The 22,497-nt window shown below is 65.1% G+C and carries 17 protein-coding genes and 2 pseudogenes; 7 read left to right on the top strand and 12 right to left on the bottom strand.

Annotated elements, in window-relative coordinates:
- Positions 1-19 precede the first annotated feature (19 nt).
- Positions 20-817: a UDP-2,3-diacylglucosamine diphosphatase gene (locus ACFPTO_RS02700; RefSeq protein WP_377709276.1), complete on the top strand. Its 798-nt coding sequence runs from the start codon at positions 20-22 to the stop codon at positions 815-817.
- 54 nt (positions 818-871) lie between these two features.
- Here the strand turns inward: ACFPTO_RS02700 and ACFPTO_RS02695 are convergent.
- Positions 872-970: pseudogene (locus tag ACFPTO_RS02695) on the bottom strand (serine O-acetyltransferase); the annotation flags it as partial.
- A gap of 16 nt (positions 971-986) precedes the next feature.
- Positions 987-1,817: an RNA methyltransferase gene (locus ACFPTO_RS02690; RefSeq protein ID WP_377709405.1), complete on the bottom strand. Its 831-nt coding sequence runs from the start codon at positions 1,815-1,817 to the stop codon at positions 987-989.
- 379 nt (positions 1,818-2,196) lie between these two features.
- On the opposite strand from ACFPTO_RS02690, the gene ACFPTO_RS02685 reads away from it, so the two are divergent.
- The 3 genes from ACFPTO_RS02685 (at position 2,197) to ACFPTO_RS02675 (ending at position 7,444) form a co-directional block, all read left to right on the top strand.
- Complete coding sequence (locus ACFPTO_RS02685; protein ID WP_377709275.1) at positions 2,197-2,994, top strand: inositol monophosphatase family protein; 798 nt, start codon at positions 2,197-2,199, stop codon at positions 2,992-2,994.
- Positions 2,995-3,474: 480 nt separating this feature from the next.
- Entirely contained in the window at positions 3,475-6,141 is a 2,667-nt protein-coding gene (mutS, locus tag ACFPTO_RS02680) for a DNA mismatch repair protein MutS (protein ID WP_377709274.1), read from the top strand.
- Complete coding sequence (locus ACFPTO_RS02675; RefSeq protein ID WP_377709273.1) at positions 6,107-7,444, top strand: hypothetical protein; 1,338 nt, start codon at positions 6,107-6,109, stop codon at positions 7,442-7,444. Before mutS ends, ACFPTO_RS02675 begins: the two co-directional genes overlap by 35 nt.
- 78 nt (positions 7,445-7,522) lie before the next feature.
- On the opposite strand, the gene ACFPTO_RS02670 is transcribed toward ACFPTO_RS02675, so the two are convergent.
- A complete protein-coding gene (locus tag ACFPTO_RS02670) occupies positions 7,523-8,071 on the bottom strand; it encodes an FKBP-type peptidyl-prolyl cis-trans isomerase (RefSeq protein ID WP_377709271.1) in 549 nt (182 codons plus the stop codon).
- Positions 8,072-8,582: 511 nt separating this feature from the next.
- On the opposite strand from ACFPTO_RS02670, the pseudogene ACFPTO_RS02665 reads away from it, so the two are divergent.
- Both ACFPTO_RS02665 and ACFPTO_RS02660 read left to right on the top strand, forming a co-directional pair.
- Positions 8,583-8,821: pseudogene (locus ACFPTO_RS02665) on the top strand (cupin domain-containing protein); the annotation flags it as partial.
- Between the two features lie 245 nt (positions 8,822-9,066).
- On the top strand, positions 9,067-9,318 hold the full coding sequence (locus tag ACFPTO_RS02660) for a hypothetical protein (protein WP_293033530.1): 252 nt from the start codon (positions 9,067-9,069) through the stop codon (positions 9,316-9,318).
- A 243-nt stretch (positions 9,319-9,561) separates the two neighbouring features.
- On the opposite strand, the gene ACFPTO_RS02655 is transcribed toward ACFPTO_RS02660, so the two are convergent.
- The 3 genes from ACFPTO_RS02655 to ACFPTO_RS02645 all read right to left on the bottom strand — a co-directional run bounded on the left by ACFPTO_RS02655 (position 9,562) and on the right by ACFPTO_RS02645 (position 13,263).
- A complete protein-coding gene (locus ACFPTO_RS02655) occupies positions 9,562-11,856 on the bottom strand; it encodes an ATP-dependent DNA helicase (protein ID WP_377709269.1) in 2,295 nt (764 codons plus the stop codon).
- A 75-nt stretch (positions 11,857-11,931) separates the two neighbouring features.
- Entirely contained in the window at positions 11,932-12,168 is a 237-nt protein-coding gene (locus tag ACFPTO_RS02650; protein ID WP_377709268.1) for a DUF465 domain-containing protein, read from the bottom strand.
- Between the two features lie 81 nt (positions 12,169-12,249).
- Positions 12,250-13,263: a colicin transporter gene (locus ACFPTO_RS02645; protein ID WP_417629187.1), complete on the bottom strand. Its 1,014-nt coding sequence runs from the start codon at positions 13,261-13,263 to the stop codon at positions 12,250-12,252.
- 89 nt (positions 13,264-13,352) lie between these two features.
- On the opposite strand from ACFPTO_RS02645, the gene ACFPTO_RS02640 reads away from it, so the two are divergent.
- Complete coding sequence (locus ACFPTO_RS02640) at positions 13,353-15,701, top strand: Tex family protein (RefSeq protein ID WP_377709265.1); 2,349 nt, start codon at positions 13,353-13,355, stop codon at positions 15,699-15,701.
- 118 nt (positions 15,702-15,819) lie between these two features.
- Here ACFPTO_RS02640 and ACFPTO_RS02635 read toward each other — a convergent pair whose 3' ends face one another.
- From ACFPTO_RS02635 to hflC, 6 genes are all read right to left on the bottom strand, one after another.
- Positions 15,820-17,706 carry a potassium transporter Kup gene (locus ACFPTO_RS02635; RefSeq protein ID WP_377709263.1) on the bottom strand — a complete coding sequence of 629 codons (1,887 nt, stop codon included), beginning with the start codon at positions 17,704-17,706 and terminating at the stop codon, positions 15,820-15,822.
- 293 nt (positions 17,707-17,999) lie between these two features.
- Positions 18,000-18,572: a phosphoribosyltransferase gene (locus tag ACFPTO_RS02630; RefSeq protein ID WP_377709262.1), complete on the bottom strand. Its 573-nt coding sequence runs from the start codon at positions 18,570-18,572 to the stop codon at positions 18,000-18,002.
- Positions 18,573-18,586: 14 nt separating this feature from the next.
- Positions 18,587-19,933 (bottom strand): adenylosuccinate synthase, encoded by a 1,347-nt coding sequence (locus ACFPTO_RS02625; protein WP_377709260.1) that lies wholly within the window; start codon positions 19,931-19,933, stop codon positions 18,587-18,589.
- 156 nt (positions 19,934-20,089) lie between these two features.
- Positions 20,090-21,241 (bottom strand): ATP phosphoribosyltransferase regulatory subunit, encoded by a 1,152-nt coding sequence (locus ACFPTO_RS02620; RefSeq protein WP_377709258.1) that lies wholly within the window; start codon positions 21,239-21,241, stop codon positions 20,090-20,092.
- 105 nt (positions 21,242-21,346) lie between these two features.
- Complete coding sequence (locus tag ACFPTO_RS02615; RefSeq protein ID WP_028210024.1) at positions 21,347-21,538, bottom strand: DUF2065 domain-containing protein; 192 nt, start codon at positions 21,536-21,538, stop codon at positions 21,347-21,349.
- Positions 21,539-21,589: 51 nt separating this feature from the next.
- Positions 21,590-22,489 carry a protease modulator HflC gene (gene hflC / locus ACFPTO_RS02610; RefSeq protein WP_377709257.1) on the bottom strand — a complete coding sequence of 300 codons (900 nt, stop codon included), beginning with the start codon at positions 22,487-22,489 and terminating at the stop codon, positions 21,590-21,592.
- Between the last annotated feature and the right edge of the window lie 8 nt (positions 22,490-22,497).

Here is a 22,497-nt window from a genome sequence, read left to right as displayed (position 1 = left end):
CACCGCGCACGCTTCATTCATGCTGCAGGAAAAGGCACTACGACACGCCGCTGCGGGCGTACCTGGCGAGGGCAAGCGCCCTCACGCGGCACGCCCGTTCATGTTCATTTCGGACCTGCATCTGAATGAGGCGATCCCGCACACGGTCGCCGCGTTCGAGCGTTTCATCCGCGTCACCGCCGATCAGGCGGACTCGGTGTTCATTCTCGGCGACCTCTTCGAATACTGGATCGGCGACGACATGCTCGACGATCCATTCGTCGCGCGCATGGCCGCGCTGCTGTACTCGCTTTCGGAGCGCGGCATCGCGCTCTACGTCATGCACGGCAATCGCGACTTCCTGATGGGCAGGCGCTTCATGAAAGCGTCGGGCGCAATCTGGCTGACCGATCCGATCGCGATCATGGCTTTCGGCACGCGCATTGCGCTCGCGCACGGCGACGCGCTGTGCACCGAGGATCACGGCTACCAGCTGTTCCGCAAGTTCGCGCGCAATCGCCTCGTGCAGCTGCTCTTTCTCGCGTGGCCGCTGCGCTGGCGGCGCGCGCTCGCCGAGAAGATGCGGAGCAAAAGCGAAGCAGGCCGTTTGCGGCCCATCTTGCCGCGCTACGACGTGACGGCGCGCGGCGTCGCGGCGCTCTTCAAGCGCAGCCGCGCAGGGACGATCATTCACGGTCATACGCACCGCCCCGCCCGCCACGAGGAACCTGGCGGCGTGCGCTGGGTGCTGCCCGACTGGGATCTCGATCACGGCAAGCCGCGCGGCGGCTATCTGCGCGTCGATGCGGAAGGATTCAGGATGATGCCGCTCGAGTGAGCGGCATCGAAACACCGGCAGGCGCGCTTCTTTATGCGCCGACGAAGATCATGCGCGCACGTTGCTGTGAGCCGCGTGATCGATGAGACCGTGAATCGCGAGCGACACCGGATCGTCCGCGTTCGGCGTGATCCCGTGGGCGCAAAACGCTTCGTGCGCCGTGCGCGGGCTAGCGCGCTTCGTCGTCCCGATCCCGGCCTTTGATCTGAAGGATGTTCTTTGCTATGCCGCGCACGATGTTGACCTCCTCGCGCTCGAGGCCGGAGCGCGCGAAGAGCCGCCGCAGCCGCGACATCAGTTTCTTCGGATTGGCCGGATCGAGAAAGCCGAGCGCGATCAACGCGTTCTCGAGATGGACGTACATGCGTTCGATGTCGTCGCTCGTGGCGAGCGGAGACCCCGCGGGCACAGCGCCCGCAGCCGAAAGCGCGGCGCCCGCCTCGCCTGCGGCGAGATACGCGAGCCGAAGTTCGTAGGCGAGCACCTGGACCGCCTGCGCAAGATTGAGCGAGCTGTACGCCGGATTCGCCGGAATATGGGCGAGCGCGCTGCAGCGCTCGACATCGTCGTTCGAGAGGCCCGTGCGCTCATTGCCGAACACGATCGCAATATCGCCGTGCGCGCCCACCTGGCGGGCGGCGTCCTGCACCGCCTCGCGCGGCGTGCCGGGCGGCGGCCCGTACTCGCGCGTGCGCGACGTCATCGCGAGCGACCAGCGCGTGCCCGCGAGCGCATCCGCGAGCGTCGGCACGACGTGGGCGCCCGCCAGCACATCGTCGGCGCCGCTCGCCATCGCGACGGCATCGGGGTCGCTCTGCGCCTGCGGCATGCGCGGCGCGACGAGCACGAGTCGCGAAAAGCCCATCGTCTTGAGCGCGCGCGCAGCCGCGCCGATGTTGCCGGGATGGCTCGGCTCGACGAGCACGAAACGCGTGGAAGTGAAGCCGCCGCGCAGCGGCTCGTGGGCGTCGCCTGAGGCGGCGTGAAGATCGGAATGCACCAAGATGAGTCTCGAACGACAGCGAAATGAATCGAACACGTATGCGTATGGTAGCGCGCCTTGCGGCTGGCCCGCAGCCCGATGCGGAACACGTCAAGCAAGACCCGGCCGGACTCGGGTAAAATGGCGGATTCGCACGCGGTTGCGCGCCTCTTTTGGGTGAGCGCAAGGCGTCGGTGCCCTTGTCGACGGTTTATCGAAGGTTTATCGACGGGCGCCGACATCCGGCCGACCGGCCCGCCGCACCTCGCTCTTATTCAATTCGTCTCCGTTGGCGGGACAGGTCCGCGCAAGCTCCCTGTCCATCGTTAGACGCTTTTATCTTCTGCAAACTGGCGCGCCGCCCTTGGCACGCGCCGGATAAAAAGGATCCAGGCTCATGCATCCCATGCTCAACATCGCTGTCAAGGCCGCGCGCCGCGCCGGGCAGATCATCAACCGCGCGTCGCTCGATCTCGAGCTCGTGCAGGTCTCGAAGAAACAGCACAACGATTTCGTCACGGAGGTGGACAAGGCGTCGGAAGCGGCGATCATCGACACGCTCAAGACCGCCTACCCCGATCACGCCATTCTCGCGGAAGAATCGGGCCACTCGGACAACGAATCCGAATACCAGTGGATCGTCGATCCGCTCGACGGCACCACGAACTTCATCCACGGCTTCCAGTACTACTGCGTTTCGATTGCGCTCACGCACAAGGGCATCATTACGCAGGCTGTCGTCTACGATCCGACCCGCAACGACCTCTTCACCGCCTCGCGTGGCCGCGGCGCGTTCCTGAACGACCGCCGCATCCGCGTGGGCCGCCGCGACCGTCTCGCCGACGCACTGATCGGCACTGGCTTCCCGTTCCGCGAGAAGGACAGCCTCGAGCGCTACACCGATCTGTTCGCCGATATGACCCGCGCCTGCGCGGGCCTGCGCCGTCCGGGCGCGGCGGCGCTCGATCTGGCGAACGTCGCCGCAGGCCGCATGGACGGCTTCTTCGAGCAAGGCCTGAGCCCGTGGGACGTCGCGGCAGGTGCGCTGCTCGTGACGGAGTCAGGCGGCCTGATCGGCAACTACACGGGCGACTCGGACTTCCTGCATGTGGGCGAAGTGGTCGCGGGCAACCCGAAGCTGTACGCGCAGATGGTGCCGATCCTCTCGAAGTACACCCGCATCAACGCGGCCTGACGTTCATGAAAGCCGTGTGTGCCGTGGCCCGGTCGCAAACCGGCGCGGCCATGCGGTGATTGCATCGCAAGCAGTCCGGCAGCAGCGAGCGGCTTCGGCCGCTCGATCGTTTTCCGGGCTGAACACGCCCGGCTGCCTGCTAATGCCAACGATCGCTTGCGGCGTGTCCGGATTCTGCGTGGCAGGTTGCCCGTTTGCAAAGTACGGAATCCTTACCGAACCACGCTCTCGATCATTGTCGGCACGGTGCCCGGCGGCGCGCACGTTTCCATTTGTGCCGGACGCTTCGCCGCACTTCCACGCGTCGGCGGACTTCGCGATGCGTTCGGCATAGCCACAGCCGTGACGCGCGCACCAGCCGAACCTGCGCGCGCCCGGTGACGAACGAGCACGTACGCACGGCGCTGGCCGTTTGGCCAGGTTCACCTGCGCACGGCGCGAGTTAAACTCACGCCCTGAACCCCTAGCAAGACTCCGAGGATGGCTACACACACCGAAGGCGACATCGCGCAACATACGCCGATGATGCGCCAGTACCTGAGCATCAAGGCCGACCACCCGGGCACGCTCGTGTTCTACCGGATGGGCGACTTTTACGAACTGTTCTTCGAAGACGCCGAGAAGGCCGCGCGCCTGCTCGATCTCACGCTCACGCAGCGCGGCGCGTCCGCGGGCAATCCGATCAAGATGGCAGGCGTGCCGCACCACGCCGTCGAACAGTATCTTGCGAAGCTCGTGAAGCTCGGCGAATCGGTGGCGATTTGCGAGCAGATCGGTGATCCGGCCACCTCGAAGGGGCCCGTCGAACGCAAGGTCGTGCGCGTGGTCACACCGGGCACGCTGACCGACGCGGCATTGCTTTCCGACAAAAACGACGTCTATCTCATGGCCGTCTGCCCGGGTCACAACCGGCGCGGCGTCACTGTGAACGTCGGCCTCGCATGGCTCAATCTCGCCAGCGGCGCGCTGCGCCTCGCGGAAGTGGCGCCCGACCAGGTCGCCGCAGCCTTCGAACGCATCCGCCCGGCGGAAATTCTCGTCGCGGAAATGCCTGCCGACACGGCGGGATGGACGGCGCCCGCCGGCATCGGCGCACTCACGCGCGTGCCCGCGTGGCACTTCGACGTTTCATCGGGCAAAGAGCGGCTGCGCGGTCAACTCGACGTCGCCAGTCTCGACGGCTTCGGTGCCGAATCGCTGACGAGCGCGTGCGGTGCAGCGGGCGCGCTGCTGCTCTACGCAGCGGCTACCCAGGGTCAGCAATTGCGCCACGTGCGCAGCCTGAAGGTGGAAGCCGAATCCGAATATATCGGGCTCGACCCGGCCACGCGCCGCAATCTCGAATTGACCGAGACACTGCGCGGCACCGAATCGCCCACGCTCTGCTCGCTGCTCGATACCTGCAGCACGACGATGGGCAGCCGCCTGCTGCGCCACTGGCTGCATCATCCGCCGCGCGACGCGTCGGTTGCGCAGATGCGTCAACAGTCGATCGGTGCGCTGCTCGATGCACCGCCGCCCGCGACTGTCGACGCCTTGCGCGCCGTGCTGCGCCAGGTCGCAGACGTCGAGCGCATTACCGGGCGTCTCGCGCTGCTCTCGGCCCGTCCACGCGACCTGTCGAGCCTGCGCGACACCTTCGCCGCCCTGCCCGCGCTGCGCGAGCAAGTCGCTGCGGCCAGCGGTGCAGCGACTGCGCTCGCGCGCATCGCCGTCGCCCTGGAGCCGCCCGCCGCATGCACGGACCTGCTGCAGCGCGCGGTCGCGCCGGAGCCGGCTGCGATGGTGCGCGACGGTGGTGTGATCGCACGCGGCTACGACGCAGAGCTCGACGAACTGCGCGACATGTCGGAAAACTGCGGCCAGTTCCTGCTCGATCTCGAAACGCGCGAACGCGCACGCACGGGCATCGGCAATCTGCGCGTCGAGTACAACAAGGTCCACGGTTTCTATATCGAAGTCACGCGCGGCCAGACGGATAAAGTCCCCGAGGACTACCGCCGCCGCCAGACGCTCAAGAACGCCGAGCGCTACATCACGCCGGAATTGAAGGTGTTCGAGGACAAGGCGCTTTCGGCCCAGGAGCGCGCACTCGCGCGCGAGCGCTCGCTTTACGACGCGCTGCTGCAGGCGCTGCTGCCCTTCATCCCCGATTGCCAGCGCGTCGCTGCGGCGCTCGCGGAACTCGACTTGCTCGCAGCCTTCGCGGAGCGCGCGCGCGCGCTCGACTGGAGCGCACCGGCGTTTTCGGAGGCGCCCGGCATCGAGATCGAACAGGGCCGTCATCCAGTCGTCGAGGCACAGGTCGAACAGTTCATCGCGAACGACTGCTCGCTGAACACCGACCGCAAGCTGCTGCTCATCACCGGCCCGAACATGGGCGGTAAGTCGACGTTCATGCGCCAGACCGCACTGATCGCACTGCTCGCGTACGTGGGCAGTTACGTGCCCGCAAAAAGCGCGCGCTTTGGCCCGATCGACCGCATCTTCACGCGCATCGGCGCCGCCGACGATCTCGCGGGCGGGCGTTCGACCTTCATGGTGGAAATGACGGAGGCGGCAGCCATCCTCAACGACGCCACGCCGCAAAGTCTCGTGCTGATGGACGAGATCGGGCGCGGCACTTCGACGTTCGACGGACTTGCGCTCGCGTGGGCAATCGCCCGCCATCTGCTCGCGAGCAACGGCTGTCACACGCTGTTCGCCACGCACTACTTCGAACTGACGCAGTTGCCGACGGAATTCCCGCAGGCGGCCAACGTCCATCTCTCGGCGGTCGAGCACGGGCACGGCATCGTGTTCCTGCATGCGGTCCAGGATGGCCCGGCGAACCAGAGCTACGGCCTGCAGGTCGCGCAGCTCGCGGGTGTGCCGGCTGCGGTGATCCGGGCGGCGCGCAAGCATCTCGTGCATCTCGAACAGATGTCGGCCGGCCAGCCCACACCGCAACTCGACCTGTTCGCAGTAGCGACCGACGACGATGAACTGCTCGAAGTTGCGGACGCACCGGAAGCGCCGGACCCTTGCGCGTCGCTCGTCGCCGAGCGGCTGCGCGCGCTCGATCCGAACGAACTGCGACCGCGCGATGCACTCGATCTGTTGTACGAACTGCATGAACTGGCAACGGCGCCGCACGCAAAAAGCTGAGCGTCCACGCGTGACGCCACCACGGCCGGTGCGCCACGGGAGCACCGCGCCGTATCGCGCGTGCGCACTGTACGTCCCGCTGCATGTGCTGGTGGCGACGCTGGCTCTTGCGCTGCCGATCGGCACTGCGTGGGCGCAGTCGCCGCGCTATACGTTCGCGGTCGTTGCCAACGTCTTGACCTCGCAACGCGAAGAACCCGCCGCGAACCGGCTCATCGACGCGATCAGCCGCGAGCCGCAACCGGCGTTTGTCGTCTATGACGGCAACCTCAAGGGTCCGCGCGAAACCTGTGCGGATGCTCTCTACGACCGACGCCGCGCGATGCTCGACGCGTCGCGTGCGCCGCTCGTCTTCGTGCCCGGCCAGCACGACTGGGTCACATGTGGCACGAGCGGATCGGGCGGGTACGATCCGGTCGAGCGGCTCGACCTGATGCGCCAGACCTTCTTTTCCGATCCCGCCGCACTCGGGCAGAGTCCGCTCCCCGTCACCCGCGAAAGCGAGGTGCCGCGATTCAGGCCGTACCGGGAAAACGTGCGCTGGCAGGTTGGCGATACGGTGTTCCTGGCGCTGAACGTGCCGGACGGCAACAACCATTATCTGAATGCAGGTGGGCGCAACGGCGAGTTCGAAGACCGCGTGATCGCCAACGGCTTCTGGCTCGAGCATGCTGCCGAATATGCGAAGCGCCGCGATGCGCGTGCGATTGTGATCTTCGTTCAGGCCGACCCGCTGCCCGAACGCGACGAGCGAGCCGACCGCTTCGCCTGGCTACGCTTCGGCCGTCGAACACACGACGGCTACCTCGAATTCAGGCGCAGTCTGATCAAACTGGCCGAAACTTTCCGCGGCCCGGTCGTGCTGATCCATGCTGACGACACGAAGCTCGCACGCGGCTACATCATCGATCAGCCACTGCGCACTGAAAAAGGCGGGAAGGTGACGAACGTCACGCGCATCGCCTTCGATCTGCACGCCCCGCTCACGCAATGGCTGCAGATAGACGCGGATATGACGCGGCGCACGCCGCTGCGCGTGAGTGTGCGCGACGTGCCGAAGCATCTGCCGCCTCTCGCGCCATCGCTGCCGGACTTCAACCAGCCGACGCTACCACCCGGGCTGCCGGAAATGTCGTCGATGCCCGATGTCACGGAAATCCCGGGCATGCAGCAGGCGCCTGGCGTCCTGCCGGAGAACGCAGCACAGCCCGCGAGCAACGCAATGCCCGCGCCCGCGCAACCGGTGTCCGGTGCGCTGCCGAACAGCCAGCCCCCGGTACCGCCAATGCTGCCAGATCAGTAGATTTTCAGCCGGGCGTGCGGGCGCATGCACCCGCACGTGGCATAGCAGGCGCCGGCCAGAGCCGGCGTGGTGGACAGATTAGTGGAGCGTGGGTTTGGAGCCGTCTTCGCCGCCGTCCTCGTCGTCTTCGTCTTCGTCGATCACTTCGAGGCCGTCCGCGCCGTGCGCATGCTCATGCTCGATTTCATCGTCGGTCGCCTGGCGCACTTCCTTGACTGTCAACGCGAATCGCAGGGCCATGCCCGCAAGCGGGTGATTGCCGTCGAGCACGACCTTGTCTTCGGCAACGTCCGTGACGGTGTAGATGAGCGCGTCGAGGTCTTCGTCGCCCTCTTCCGGCGTGCCCTCGAACTGCATGCCGACTTCGAGCGGCTCCGGGAAACGATTACGCGGCTCGATTTTCACGAGTTCGGGATCGTACTCTCCGAACGCATCCTGCGGCTCAAGCTGGATCTGGGTCTCGAAGCCCGGCTCCTGGCCGTCCAGCACTTCCTCGATCTTGGGGAACGTGCCGTCATAGCCGCCGTGCAGATAAACCATCGGCTCGTCGCTCTCCTCGATCAGATTGCCCTGCGCATCCGATAGCTTGTAAGCGACCGACACGACGGTGTCCTTTGCAATTTTCATTCGATCCTCCAGAATACTGCCGCTATTATACGATGCGATGGCATCCCCCTGACCATCTGACGGGCGCGCTCAAGCGGCGCGCCAGGCGCGTCGCCCCGCGGCAGATATCAACGCCGAATCGCGGTCCACGGCGACCGACCGTGTAGCACGCTCGACCGGCCCGCCAAGCTTTCACTCCGCTTCCAGTTATTAATTGATATACCAATTTCGCTACTGGCTCTTACAGCGCGGTGGGAGTTCGAAGGTGGCTATGCCAAAGTGCTGTCACGCGGGTAATCAGCGGGCCGTTGCCGACGCAGACTCTCGTCGACTGGCTGGAAACGGAACGCGCAAAAGGGCGCTCCAAAATCCATCGACGCGATGCTGATGTATCTTGTTTTGTTGGGCGGCGATTGAGCGGATCGAAGTACCTGTCGTCTTCGCCCACCCAAACGGTAGGCCCGCCGGTCGCCCGCAGATCGCCCCCGGTCGCCTGGTGAGGCACGATTGCAGTTTCACGCGTCAAAATGTGGGAGAAACGCTCGACCGCAGGTCAATCCTGCATTACGATGCGCGCTCGTACTGTCTGAACGGGGAACAGTCTCTGCCCGGAGCGGCAGGAAAGTGGCTGCCAGAACTGGCTGATTACCGGATAACCACGGCGTGATGGATGGGAAACGCTTTGTAACACTCTCACATGCCGCGCCGATGACAGCTTTGCTTTACGAGTGGTATTGTGCGGGCTGGATACGGGCTGGGGCGCTTGCATAAGTGCTCTGAACTGCTATACCGTACCCGGTTGTTATACCGTACTAATATGATGCTAGTATGAGAAAGACAACGTATTGGCCCTGGATTGGTCGACGGTCGATACGAAAGTGCCTATAATTTCCGCCCAGGCTGTTGGGAAGATTCGCGCACTTGAAGCGCGCCTCCTTCAGCCTAGGTCGGTGTTGGGGCACATTACCGGTATTATTTGCGCTGTTGCTTACCTTTAACCATAAAAGGACGTGATCATGAAGAAATCCCTCCTCGTAGCATCCCTGCTGGCAGTTGTCGCACTGGCTGCGTGCAACAAGAGCAGCGATCAGGCTGCCGCGCCGGCAGACGGTGCGTCGGCCCCGGCCGCCGCTCCGGAAGCCGCATCGCCTGCTGCTCCCGCTGCAGCTGCTGCGAGCGACGCTTCGGCACCGGCCGCTGCTGCTCCGGAAGCCGCATCGCCGGCAGCTCCGGAAGCTGCATCGCCGGCTGCTGGCGCAAGCCAGTAAGCTGTATTGCTGCAACGCCCGCGTGGAGTTCAGCTCCGGCGGGCATCGCAGCGCGTCGGCACACAACGTGGCGCTATCGCCAGGTGTGTGCCGCGCAAGCAGAAAAGCCACGAACTTTCGTTCGTGGCTTTTTTGTTTTTGCGGCATCCTCGACATGCGGCGCGCATATTCTGCACGCCCAACGATGCGGCCCTGCCTCTGTCGAAGCGGTCCCGCCCCCGGCAGTGCCGCCCGGCTCGCCGCTTACTGCGCGTCCTCGTCCTCTTGCCTGCCGAAGAACGCCCTCACCACCTCGATCTCGCGCGTGCGCTTGAACGGCGGCAGACTTTGCCAGATGCGGCGTCCATAGGGCTTATCGACGAGACGCGTATCGCAGATCATCAGCACGCCCCGATCCGTTTCGGCACGGATCAACCGGCCCGCGCCCTGCTTCAGCGTGATTACCGCCTGAGGCAGCTGATGGACCGCGAACGGGCTCAAACCCTTCTTCGTGAGCGCATCGAGACGCGCCGCGAGTACGGGATCGTCGGGCGGCGCAAACGGCAGCTTGTCGATCACCACGAGCGATAGCGCATCGCCGCGCACGTCCACGCCCTCCCAGAAACTCTGGCTGCCGACGAGGATTGCGTTGCCGTAGCTCCGGAAGCGTTCGAGCAGCTCCGTGCGGCTCGCGTCGCCTTGCACGAGGAGCGGCGTATTCCAGCCGCGCGCCTCGATCGTCTCGCGCAGTTTCGTGGCGATGCGATCCACCGCGCGCAGCGTCGTGCACAGCATGAATACGCCGCCGCCCGAGGCCTCGATCGCCGGCATGGCGGCTTCGAACACGGCGTCCGTGAACTGCGGCGACGACGGCTGCGGCAGGTTGCGCGGCACATAGAGCAGCCCTTGCGACGGATAGTCGAACGGGCTCGGCAGCGTCATCGAACGGCGCGAGCTGAGGCCCATCTGCGCCGCATAGTGCGTGAAGTCACCGCGCACGGAGAGCGTCGCCGACGTGAAGATCCACGTACGCGGCACGCCTGCACGCTGCTTCGCGAAAATCGGCGCGACCGACAAAGGCGTTTCGTGCAATTGCACGGTGTGCGAGAACACTTCGACCCAGCGGACCTTCTCGTCGGCATCGGCGTGTTCGTCGTCCTGCTCGCCCTGCGCTTCGGGTTTGCGCGCTTCGTTCTTGCGCGCATCATGCGACGGCACTTGGGCCGCCACGGGCACCGTCCAGCCCGCCAGCACGCCCTGCAAGTCGCGCGCGCGGCGCAAGCACGCGCCGAGCGATTCGGCACGTTCAGCCTGGCTGGCGAGCGCCGTCACGAGCGCTGCGAGCTCGGTTTGCAGTGCATCGAGCGAATCGAAGAGCGGATGATCGCCGGGCAACTGCGTGATCGACAGACGCAGCGAATCTTCCTTGAATGCAAGCCGCACGTCGCGCGCGGCACGTTCCAGCGCTGCGCCGAGCTTCACCCACTCGACGGCGTCGCGCGCATGGCTCAGGCCTTCGGTCACGCAATCACGCGCGAGTTCGAGGAACTGCGAGGTGGAAAGTGTTTCGCCAAAGAACAGCGTTGCCGTCTCGGGCAGCTGGTGGGCTTCGTCGAAAATGATCGTGTTCGCGCTCGGCAGCAGTTCGGCCATGCCGGTGTCGCGCAGCATGATGTCGGCGAAGAACAGGTGATGATTGACGACGACGATATCGGCCTGCTGCGCCTCACGGCGCGCCTGCATCACGAAGCAATCCTTGTAGTGCGGACACTCCTGACCCAGGCAGTTGTCGCGCGTCGACGTCACCATCGACCACACCGCCGCCGTCTCGGGCACGCTCGCGAGTTCGGCCTTGTCGCCGGAGCGCGTGATCTTCGCGAAGCGCACGATTTCCTGCAGATACGCCGTTTCCTGGCGCGACGGCAGGCGACCGTTATCGGCCGTACGCTGCAGATAGTAATGACACAGATAGTTCGAGCGCCCCTTGAGCATCGCAACGCTCACCGGCACCGCGAGCGCGTCGCGAACCGTCGGGATGTCGCGCTGGAACAACTGGTCCTGAAGGTGCTTGGTGCCCGTCGAGACGATCACCTTGCCGCCCCAGAGCATCGCCGGCACGAGGTAGGCGTAGGTCTTGCCGGTCCCCGTGCCCGCTTCGACGATCAGCGTGTTGTCGCCCGCCTCCGCGATGGCCTTCGCTGCTTCGTCCGCACGCTCCTGCGCAGCAGCGTCGCTTGCGCCGCCCCGCTGGCGACGCGCCGGCCGCGACTGCAATTCGAACGCCGAGGGATCGGGCAGCGCCTGCGCCGCCGCCTCCATTGCGGCGGCCACGGCACGCGCCATCTCGATCTGCGACGCGCGCGGCCGGTAGCCGTCGATTTCGCGGGCGAGCAGCCCGTCGGCGGCGAACAGGTCTTCGAGTTCGGCGGCGCGGCGCGTGCTCAGCGCCGCCGTCGACACGGATGTTGCTGACGACGCGGCGCCGGACGCGGGACGTGCGTCCGCCGGCACGTCGCCTTCAGGCGCCGGCCGCGATCGGGATACGGGTGTTGAATTCAAGGCAAGCGGTTCCTGCTCGGTCCGGCGGGCGCGGCGGTCTTGAAGCCGCGCCCCGGCGCCTGCCAGGACCCGGAATCAGGCGTACCCGTCCGAAATCTTCGTTGAATCGGGGTCCAGCTGCAGTTGCAGCAGGATGATGTTGTCCTTGACCTTGAGCTTGCGCTTCTTGAGCCGCTGCAATTCGAGATCGTCGCTTCCCGGCGTCTCGGCCATCCGTTCGATCAGCCGGTCCAGATCGCCGTGCTCCGACTCCAGCTGCAGAATGCGGTCCTGAAGAACCGCCGCCTTGACTTCACGTTGCTGCTCGCGCATGCTCGCCTCCTCGTTCTGAACGGCGCGCTCCTCGCGTATCGGATTGCGCGCCTGAGGTGCTGTACGGCTCAAAAAAACGTGCTACTGGTCCTGCTGCTGCATCTGCTTTTGCTGCTGTTGCTGCTGCTCTTGTTGTTGCTGCTTTTGCTGGGCCTTTTCGGCCGCCTGTTTCTGACGTTCTTCGACGTCGGCCTTGTGCTTCGCCGCGTCCGCCTGCTTCTGCTGAAAACGCTCGGCCTTCTGGGTCCGTTCCTGCGCTTTTTGCTCGCCCTGCTGACGCGCCGTGTTCAGCTTCTTCTGGAAATCCGACTGCTTCTGGTCGTACGCGGCCTGGTTCGCCGCGCGCTGCTTCTGCGACTGCTCGCCAGCGTGTTGCGCCTCCGCGAGTGCGTGCTGTTGCTGCTTCTGTTCATACGCCTGCTCGTTGGCCGCGCGCTGCGGTGCTTCGGCGGCGCGCTGCTGCACATCGAGCGCATGTTGCTGCTGCTTCTGCTCGAACGCCGCGGCGTTGCGCGCCTCATTGGCGGCGCGCTGCGGCGCATCTACCGCATCCTGCGCGCGTTGCAGCGCCGCCTGCTGGTCGCGAGCGCGCGCGCGCTCCGCGCGCTGCTCATCGTCGAGCTTGAGCTGCTGGCTGCGGATATCCGCCTGTACGACCCGCATGCGGTCGCGCGCCTTGCCGATGCAATGATTCACGAAGAACGTGCTGTAGCAATCGTGCTGCGCCACCCCATAGCGATAATTGTTCTCCGCCGTGCGCCGGTCGAGTTCCTTCTGACGCGCCTCGAAACCCGCCTGCACGCCCGCAACCGCCGTATCCGACGCGTCCGGCGACGCTTCCGGCGCCGTGTGGTCCTGCGCCTTGACGGGCACGCTGACCGAAGCGCACAACACAATGGCGCAAACCGCCAGACGGGCGGCGATCCGCCAGCCAGCGTCTTGACGCGGGCGAGTCGGTACGAGGGTCGAGCCGGGGAGCAAGCGGAAGGTCGTCAACGTCTTCTGGAGGCAGCGGAACATGCGCCAAATTCTAACACCGCCCGGGTTGAGCACTCCGGCATTTATGGCAAAATGCGCCGCTCCACCAGAGCGCATTCGCGCCGCAAGGCCACCGCGTTCAGGGCACGGGAAATGCAACCTGAGCAGCCCGCGCAACCCGATCATCGCAAGAATATCCAGACCCTATGACGGAAACCGTAGCACTCAAGATCGTCCAGCGTATCGCCGCCGAACTGGCCGTTCAGCCGCGCCAGGTGGCAGCCGCCGTGCAGCTTCTCGATGAAGGCGCGACCGTTCCGTTCATCGCCCGCTACCGCAAGGAAGTCACGGACAATCTCGACGATACGCAGCTGCGCACGCTCGAAGAGCGGCTCCTGTACCTGCGCGAACTCGAAGAGCGCCGTGCCGCCATCCTCGCGAGCATCGACGAACAAGGCAAGCTCACCGACGAACTGCGCACCGCCATTGTCGCTGCGGACAGCAAGCAGGTCCTCGAAGATCTGTATCTGCCGTACAAGCCCAAGCGCCGCACGCGCGCGCAGATCGCGCGCGAAGCCGGCCTGCAGCCGCTCGCCGATGCGCTGCTCGCCAATCCGCTGCTCGATCCGCAAACCGAAGCCGCGCAATACGTGGACGCCGAAAAAGGCGTCGCCGATGTGAAGGCCGCGCTCGACGGCGCGCGCGACATCCTCTCGGAGCAATTCGGCGAAACGGCCGAGCTGCTCGGGAAACTGCGCGACTGGCTGCACGATCAGGGCATCGTGACGTCGAGCGTGGTCGACGGCAAGGAAAGCGAAGAAGGCGAGAAATTCCGCGACTACTACGACTATTCCGAGACCATCAAGACCGTGCCGTCGCACCGCGCGCTCGCGCTCTTTCGCGGCCGCAACGCAGGCGTGCTGATGATCAAGCTGGGCTTGGGCGCCGAGCAGGATGCCCTCGTGCCGCACCCCGGCGAAGGCATGATCGCGCGTCACTTCGGCATCGCGAATCAGGGCCGCCCGGCCGACAAGTGGCTCTCCGACGTGTGTCGCTGGTGCTGGCGCGTGAAAGTGCAGCCGCACCTCGAAAACGAACTGCTCACGGGCCTGCGCGAGCAGGCCGAAACCGAAGCGATCCGCGTGTTCGCGCGCAACCTCAACGATCTGCTGCTCGCAGCACCGGCAGGACCGAAGGCCGTGATCGGCCTCGATCCGGGCCTGCGCACGGGCGTGAAAGTGGCCGTCGTCGACCGCACTGGCAAGCTGCTCGCGACCGACACGATCTATCCGCACGAGCCGCGCCGCGACTGGGACGGCTCGCTCGCGAAGCTCGCGCGCATCGCGCGCGAAACGCAGGCGGAACTCATCAGCATCGGCAACGGCACGGCTTCGCGCGAAACCGACAAGCTCGCCAGCGAGCTGATCTCGCGTCATCCCGAACTGAAGCTGCAGAAGATCGTCGTGTCCGAAGCGGGCGCATCGGTTTATTCCGCATCGGAACTCGCGGCGAAGGAATTCCCCGAACTCGACGTGACCTTGCGCGGCGCCGTCTCCATCGCGCGCCGTCTTCAGGACCCGCTCGCCGAACTCGTGAAGATCGAGCCGAAAGCCATTGGCGTTGGCCAGTATCAGCACGACGTGAACCAGCGTGAGCTCGCGCGCGCACTCGACGCCGTGGTCGAGGACTGTGTGAACGCCGTCGGCGTCGATGCGAACACGGCCTCGGTCGCCCTGCTCGCGCGCGTCTCGGGTCTGAACGCGACGCTCGCGCGCAACATCGTCGACTATCGCGACGCCAACGGTCCGTTCCCGTCGCGCGCGCATCTGCGCCACGTGCCGCGCCTCGGCGACAAGACCTTCGAACAGGCCGCGGGCTTCTTGCGCATCAACAGCGGTGAGAATCCGCTCGACCGCTCGTCGGTGCACCCGGAAGCCTATCCGGTGGTCGAGCGCATGCTCGCGAAGATCAAGCGCACCATCGGCGACGTGCTCGGCAATCGCGAAGCGCTTTCGGGCCTTACGCCGAACGAATTCGTCGACGAACGCTTCGGTCTGCCGACCGTGCGCGACATCCTCAGCGAACTCGAAAAACCGGGCCGCGATCCGCGTCCCGAGTTCAAGACCGCGACGTTCCGCGACGGCGTCGAGAAGGTCTCCGATCTCGTGCCGGGCATGCTGCTCGAAGGCGTCGTGACGAACGTGGCCGCATTCGGCGCGTTCATCGACATCGGCGTGCATCAGGACGGCCTCGTGCACGTGTCCGCGATGTCCACGAAGTTCATCAAGGACCCGCACGAAGTCGTGAAGGCCGGCCAGGTCGTGAAGGTGAAGGTGCTCGACGTCGACGTGAAGCGTCAGCGGATCGCACTGACGATGCGCCTTGCCGACGATCCCGCGAGCGTCGCCGCACAGCGCGGCGGCAGCAGCGGGAACGCTGGCGGCGGCGCGGGCAACCGCAACGGCGGCGGCAATTCAGGCCGCGGGCAGCGTCCGCGCGAAGCGGAACCCGCAGGCGCCATGGCAGCCGCATTCGCGAAGCTCAAGTCACGCTGATCGACGGCGTGTACCGCGCGTGGGCCTGCGATGGCCCACGCAGCGTCGAACAATGAAAAACGGCACCGCGGTGCCGTTTTTCATTGCCGTAAGACAAGCGCAGCGATACAACCCGCGATCAGATCTCGATCTTCGTCCCAAGCTCCACCACGCGATTCGCGGGGATGCTGAAGAAGTCGGTAGGCTTCGCGGCGTTCTGGTGCATCCACGCGAACACACGCTCGCGGAAGAACGACATGCCGGGCAACTGTGTCGGCACCACGGTCTCGCGCGCGAGGAAGAACGACGTGTCCATCATCTCGAACGTCATGCCGTGCGAACGCCCCACTTGTTCGAGCACCGCCTGCACATCGGGCGTTTCATTGAAGCCGTAGTCGGCCTTCACGAGATACAGCCCGCCGCCGATGTCCTTCACGCTCACGCGCTCCGAATCGGCGACATACGGAATATCGCGCGTCACGAACGTCAGGAAGATCGTGCGCTCGTGCAGCACCTTGTTGTGCTTGAGGTTGTGCAGCAGGCTCACCGGCACGAGCGCATTGCTGCCCGTCAGGTAGATCGCCGTGCCCGAGACGCGATGTGGCGGGTGCGCGAGCAACCCTTGCAGGAACGGCATCAGCGGAATACCGTCGGCGGCCGTGCGCGCCTTCACGATCATGCGGCCCTTGTACCAGGTCATCAGCAGGAAGAACAGCAGCGCGCCGATGCACAGCGGCAGCCAGCCGCCCTCCTCGACCTTCAGCAGGTTCGCGCCGAAGAAGCCGAGATCGACGGTCATGAGGCCCCCGATGATCAGCCCGACAAGCACCTTGTTCCAGTTCCAGACCTTCACCATTACGACGCACGCGAGCACCGTGGTGATCACCATGGTCGCGGTCACGGCAATCCCGTACGCGGCGGCGAGATTGTCCGAACTCTTGAAGCCCATCACGATGCACAGGATGATGAAGAGCAGCATCCAGTTCACGACCGGTACGTAGATCTGGCCGATCGCGAGTTCGGACGTATGCAGCACCTTCATGCGCGGCACGTAGCCAAGCAGGATCGCCTGGCTCGTGAGCGAGTACGCGCCCGAGATCACGGCCTGCGATGCGATGACCGTCGCCACCGTCGAGAGCACGACGAGCGGCAGCAATGCCCAGTCGGGTGCGAGCAGGAAGAACGGATTTTCGATGGCGTGGTGGTTCTGCATCAGCAGTGCACCCTGGCCGAAGTAGTTGAGCACGAGCGACGGCATCACGAGCACGTACCAGGCCATGCGGATCGGCTTCGCGCCGAAATGGCCCATGTCCGCGTAGAGCGCTTCCGCGCCGGTCAGCACGAGTACGACGGAGCCCAGCACGACGTAAGCCTGCAAGAGGTGCTCGCCCATGAAGCTGACCGCGTAGTACGGATTGAGCGCGGCGATGATCGCCGGTGCTTCCATGATGCGCGAGACGCCGAGCACGGCAATGGTCACGAACCACAGCACCATGATCGGTCCGAACAGCCGGCCGACGAGCGCCGTGCCATGCCGCTGGATCCAGAAGAGCGCAATGAGGATCAGCATCGTGAGCGGCAGCACGAGATGCGCGAGCTTGGGCGCCGCAATTTCGAGACCTTCAACCGCCGAAATCACCGAGATCGCCGGGGTGATCACCGCATCGCCGTAAAACATGCAGGCGCCGAAGATGCCGAGCCCCGTCAGCACGATGGCAAATCGGCTCGTGCGGTCGAACGGGCGCAACGCCAGCGCCATCAGCGCGAGCACGCCGCCTTCCCCGTTGTTGTCGGCGCGCATCACGAACAGCACGTACTTGATGCTTACGACGATGATGATCGCCCAGAACAGGAGCGAGATGACGCCGAGGATGGAAGTGTTGGTCAGCGGGATCCCGTGAGACGGGCTAAACGCCTCCTTCAGCGAATAAAGCGGGCTGGTGCCGATATCGCCGAAGACCACGCCGATCGCCGCCATGGCGAGAGTCGGCAGAGGCTGCTTGGCCACGTGTGTGCTAGTTGTCATAAACGCGGAAGTCCGTTTCCGAGGCGGAGAAAAAACGACCGCCATTCTAAACCGGGCGACGTGGCGCGCTATGGCGCATCGTTGTTGGGATGCCACGTCGTTCGTTCCGGCGAAGTGTAGCATTGGCCCCATTCGGCGTCTGCCCGGGTGCGTGGCGCGGCGCACCGGCACGCGTCAACCCCCGTCCCAAAAGAAAACGGAGCCCCGAAAGGCTCCGTTCTTCATTCGCCATGCCACGTAATATCACGTCATATCACGTAATACGCGACGACGACGGGCATTGCGCATCCGCATCAGGACACGAGGCTCTGCCCCGACTGCTGGAGGCCGCGCTTGATCCACGCACCGAGATTATGCGGACGCACCGAGTCCCATTCCTCGAACGGCTGATGGATCCACGGATTGGTCGGCAGGTGCTGCACGAAGTAGTCGGGTTTGACTTTCGAGCAGCCCTTGTACCAGAGCACCGCCGAACGCACGCCGGTCACGGCCGGATAGCGCTCCTTGAGGTGATCCTGCACGCGCGCGAGCGTGACGCCCGAATCGACGAGATCGTCGACGAGCAGCACGTTGCCCGAAAGCTGGCCGCGCGTCATCGTGATGTACTGCGCAATGTCGAGGTCGCCCTGCTGCGTGCCGGCCGCTTCGCGGTACGAACTGGTCGCGAGAATTGCGAGCGGCAGGTCGTAAATGCGCGAGAGCTGGTCGCCTACGCGCAGGCCGCCGCGCGCGAGACAGAGGATCTGGTCGAACTTCCAGCGCGACTCGTGCACTGCGAGCGCCAGCAGTTCGACCAGCCGGTGGTACTCATCCCAGCCGACCCACAGATTCTTTTCGTCGTTGCGCGGGTCCGTCATCTGAATCATCGTGCGCGTTCCTCTCACACTTTGAACGGATGACGCAGCAGGATCGTCTCGTCGCGATCCGGGCCGGTGGAAACCATGTCGATCGGCACGCCTGCCACTTCCTGCACGCGGCTCAGGTACGCCTGCGCGCTCTTCGGCAGCGCATCCCACTGCGTGATGCCGATGGTGCTTTCCTTCCAGCCGGGGAACGTTTCATAGACCGGCTCGCAGGCTGCAACCTGCGACGCGCCGCGCGGCAGGATGTCGACGTCCTTGCCGTCCACCTTGTAGCCGACGCAGAGCTTCACTTCGTCGAGTCCGTCGAGCACGTCGAGCTTCATGATGCACAGGCCCGTCACGCCGTTGATCTGGATCGAGCGGCGCAGCGCGGCGGCGTCGAGCCAGCCCGTGCGGCGCGGACGGCCCGTGACCGAACCGAATTCCTTGCCGACGTTCGCAAGCGTCACGCCCGCCATGTCCTGGCGATCGGGGTTGTCGGCATCGTAGAGTTCGCTCGGGAACGGACCCGAGCCGACGCGCGTGCAATACGCCTTCGTGATGCCGAGAACGTAGTTCAGCTGCTGCGGGCCCACGCCCGCGCCCGCCGACGCAGCACCTGCAACGCAGTTGCTCGACGTGACATACGGATAGGTGCCGTGATCGATGTCGAGCAGCGTGCCTTGCGCGCCTTCGAACAACAGATTGCCGCCCGCGCAGTTCACATCGTAAAGACGACGCGAAACGTCCGTGACCATCGGCTTCAGACGGTCGGCGTAACCGAGCATCGTGTCGAGGGTCTGCTGGAAGTCCACCGCGGCCGCGCCCAGATATTGCGTGAGCACGAAGTTGTGATAGTCGAGGCTCTCGCGCAGACGCTCGGCGAAGGTTTCCGGTTCGAACAGATCCTGTACGCGCAGACCACGGCGCGCGACCTTGTCTTCGTAGGCCGGGCCGATGCCGCGGCCGGTCGTGCCGATCTTCGCGGCGCCGCGGCGCGCTTCGCGAGCCTGGTCGATGGCGATGTGATACGGGAGGATGAGTGTGGTGGCTTCGGAGATGAAGAGGCGCTTCTGGACGTCGACGCCCGCGCTTTCGAGTTCGCCGATTTCCTTGAACAGGGCTTCGGGCGAGAGCACCACGCCGTTGCCGATGTAGCATGCGACGCCGGCGCGCATGATGCCCGACGGGATGAGACGGAGAATGGTCTTCTTGCCGCCGATGATGAGTGTGTGGCCGGCGTTGTGACCGCCCTGGAAGCGCACGACGCCTTGGGCGTGGTCCGTCAGCCAGTCGACGATCTTGCCCTTGCCTTCATCTCCCCACTGGGTGCCCACGACGACGACGTTGCGTCCCGGGGTTACATTCACTGCGCTGGCAGACATGGTGTTTCGTAAGCTGGTTAAAAACGCATTTTATATGGGTTCCGGGGCGCGCTCGTGGTTTTTCCCGAAAAAACTGGGTTTTTCCTTTGCGCTCAACGGTATGGGCGAAAAAAAACGGGGACGTGCCGCCCCGTTTGAATCCGCCTTCGGCCCGGCTCAGACGCGTGTTTCGACAACCCACGCGCCGTTGCGCTCGACCAGTACGCGGTCGCACGCGAATTCGTCCATCGTGTGTTCATGACCCGGCAGCGCCTGAATGACGACCTCGCCCGCGTCGCGCAGCGCGGCGACTGCGGCGCACAGTGCCTCGTCGTGACGCCACGGCGCGAGGATCGCGCTGCTGCGCGCTTCGACCGGTGAAATCCGGGCCACTTCGCGCAAATCGAGCGAGAAACCCGTCGCGGCACGCGCCCGGCCAAACGCCTTGCCCACCTTGTCGTAACGGCCGCCGCGCGCGACCGCATTCGGCACGCCGTCCACGTACGCCGAGAACATCACGCCGGTGTGGTACGCGTAGCCGCCCAGATCGGCCAGATCGATCATCAGTTCGCCGCCGTCGATCTCGCCGATGAGGAAGGCCAGATCGTCCAGCGCCCGCGTAATGCCATCGAGCGCCGGCAGACGCTTGCGCGCCTCGTCGAGCACGCTCGCATCGCCATAGAGCGACGGCAGCGTGCGCAGCGCGTCGCGCGTGACCGGCGCGAGGTCTGCCGTGAGTTCCGCGAGCGTCGGCACATCCTTGCCCGCGAGCGCCTCATAGAGCGAATCGCCGAGCGCCGCTGCCGCCGGATCGGTCTCGATCAGGGCGGCAAGCACGCCTGCGTGGCACAGGTCGAGACGCACTTTGGTAAGCCCCGAGAGCCGCAGCGCGTCGAGCATCAACTGCTGGATTTCGAGGTCGGCTTCGAGTCCCGCATGGCCGTAGATTTCCGCGCCGATCTGGATCTGCTCGCGCGTGGCGTGCAGACCGCGCGGACGCGTATGCAGCACATTGCCCGCATAGCACAGGCGCGTCACGCCCTGGCGGTTCAGCAGGTGCGCGTCGATGCGCGCGACCTGAGGCGTCATGTCCGCGCGCAGGCCCAGCGTGCGGCCCGAAAGTTGATCGACGAGCTTGAACGTGCGCAGATTCAGATCGCGACCGCTACCCGTGAGCAGCGACTCGAGATATTCGAGCAGCGGCGGCATGACCATTTCATAGCCGTATGCGCGGAAGCGGTCCAGCAGGCGACGGCGCAATTCTTCGATCTTGCGCGCCTCGGACGGCAGCACATCGGCAATATTTTCGGGGAGTAACCAGGTCGACATCGATTGAGTCCTACCACTATGAAGGCGGCGCGCGAAGCGTGACGCGCGAGCCGCAGTACCGGAGCGCACGGCACAGTCCGCGCGCGCGCATATGCATTCAGGCAATCAGGTTGCGAGCATGAGCAGCACGAGGCCGAGCCCCATCACAATCAACCCGCCGATCCGGATATGGTGCGGCGGCCGTTCCGCGATTTTACGGAAGGTGTCGCGCCACGCCGTCGGAAAGACGAACGGAAACATGCCCTCAATGATCAGCATCAGCGCGATCGCGAGCAGGAGGGAACCGGCTATGTCCATGCTAAAGAACGTACCGCGCAAGTGCGCGGCCCTTCGTTTGTCTCGTATTGTTTAATGTTTGCGCGGTGCGGCGGGAGCCGCTGCGGCCTCGCCGTTGGGACCGCGCATGAAGCGAAAGAATTCGCTCGACGAATCAACCACCATGACATCGCTCGGCTTGAAGGTCTCGCGATACGCCTGCATGCTCTGGTAGAACTGATAGAACTGCGGATCGCGGCCGAACGCCTCGGCGGCAATGGCAGCGGCCTTGCCGTCGCCCTCGCCCTTGATGGCCTGCGCCTGGCTGTAGGCATCGGCGAGCACGCCCTGCTGACGGCGCACCGCATCGTCCTTGATCTGCTGCGCTTCGGCCGCACCCTGCGCACGCTCGTTGGCGGCGTCCTGCTCGCGCGCGGCGCTCATACGCTTGAAGACCGCATCCGCCAGTTCGGGCGGATAGTCGACGCGCGAAAACTCGATGGCGACGACTTCGATGCCAAGCGGCGCCGCCGCCTCGCGCAGCGTATCGCGCGCGCCATTGGCAATCGCTTCCTGCTGCGCGAGCGCGTTGGTCAGCGTGACCTTCGAAAAGGCGCCGCTGAGCGCATCGCGCGAAAGCGAGGCGAGCCGTTCGGACAGCGTCTGCGCGTCGCCGCGCGTCGCCGCGAAGAACTTGAGCGGATCGGTGACGCGATAGCGGATCACCGGGTTCACGAGCAATTCGGTCTTGTCGGACGTCGAGTACCGGACGGCGTCGGGCGCAGCGAACGCCTGGACGCGCGTATCGATGAACGTCGTGGTCTGGAGCGGCGGCGGCAGCTTCACGTGGATGCCGGGTTCGGCAAGCGAATCCGTACGGCCGCCCGTGGACGCAATGACGGCAACGTGGCGCGGATCGACGACGAACACCGACGACGAGATGACGAGCACGGCCACGACGACAACGACCGCAAGCGCAATGATTCGGTTCATATGAGCGC

It is taken from the genome of Paraburkholderia denitrificans (assembly GCF_042655705.1).
GTDB lineage: Bacteria > Pseudomonadota > Gammaproteobacteria > Burkholderiales > Burkholderiaceae > Paraburkholderia > Paraburkholderia denitrificans.
This window is presented reverse-complemented; position numbering and strand designations above follow the sequence as displayed.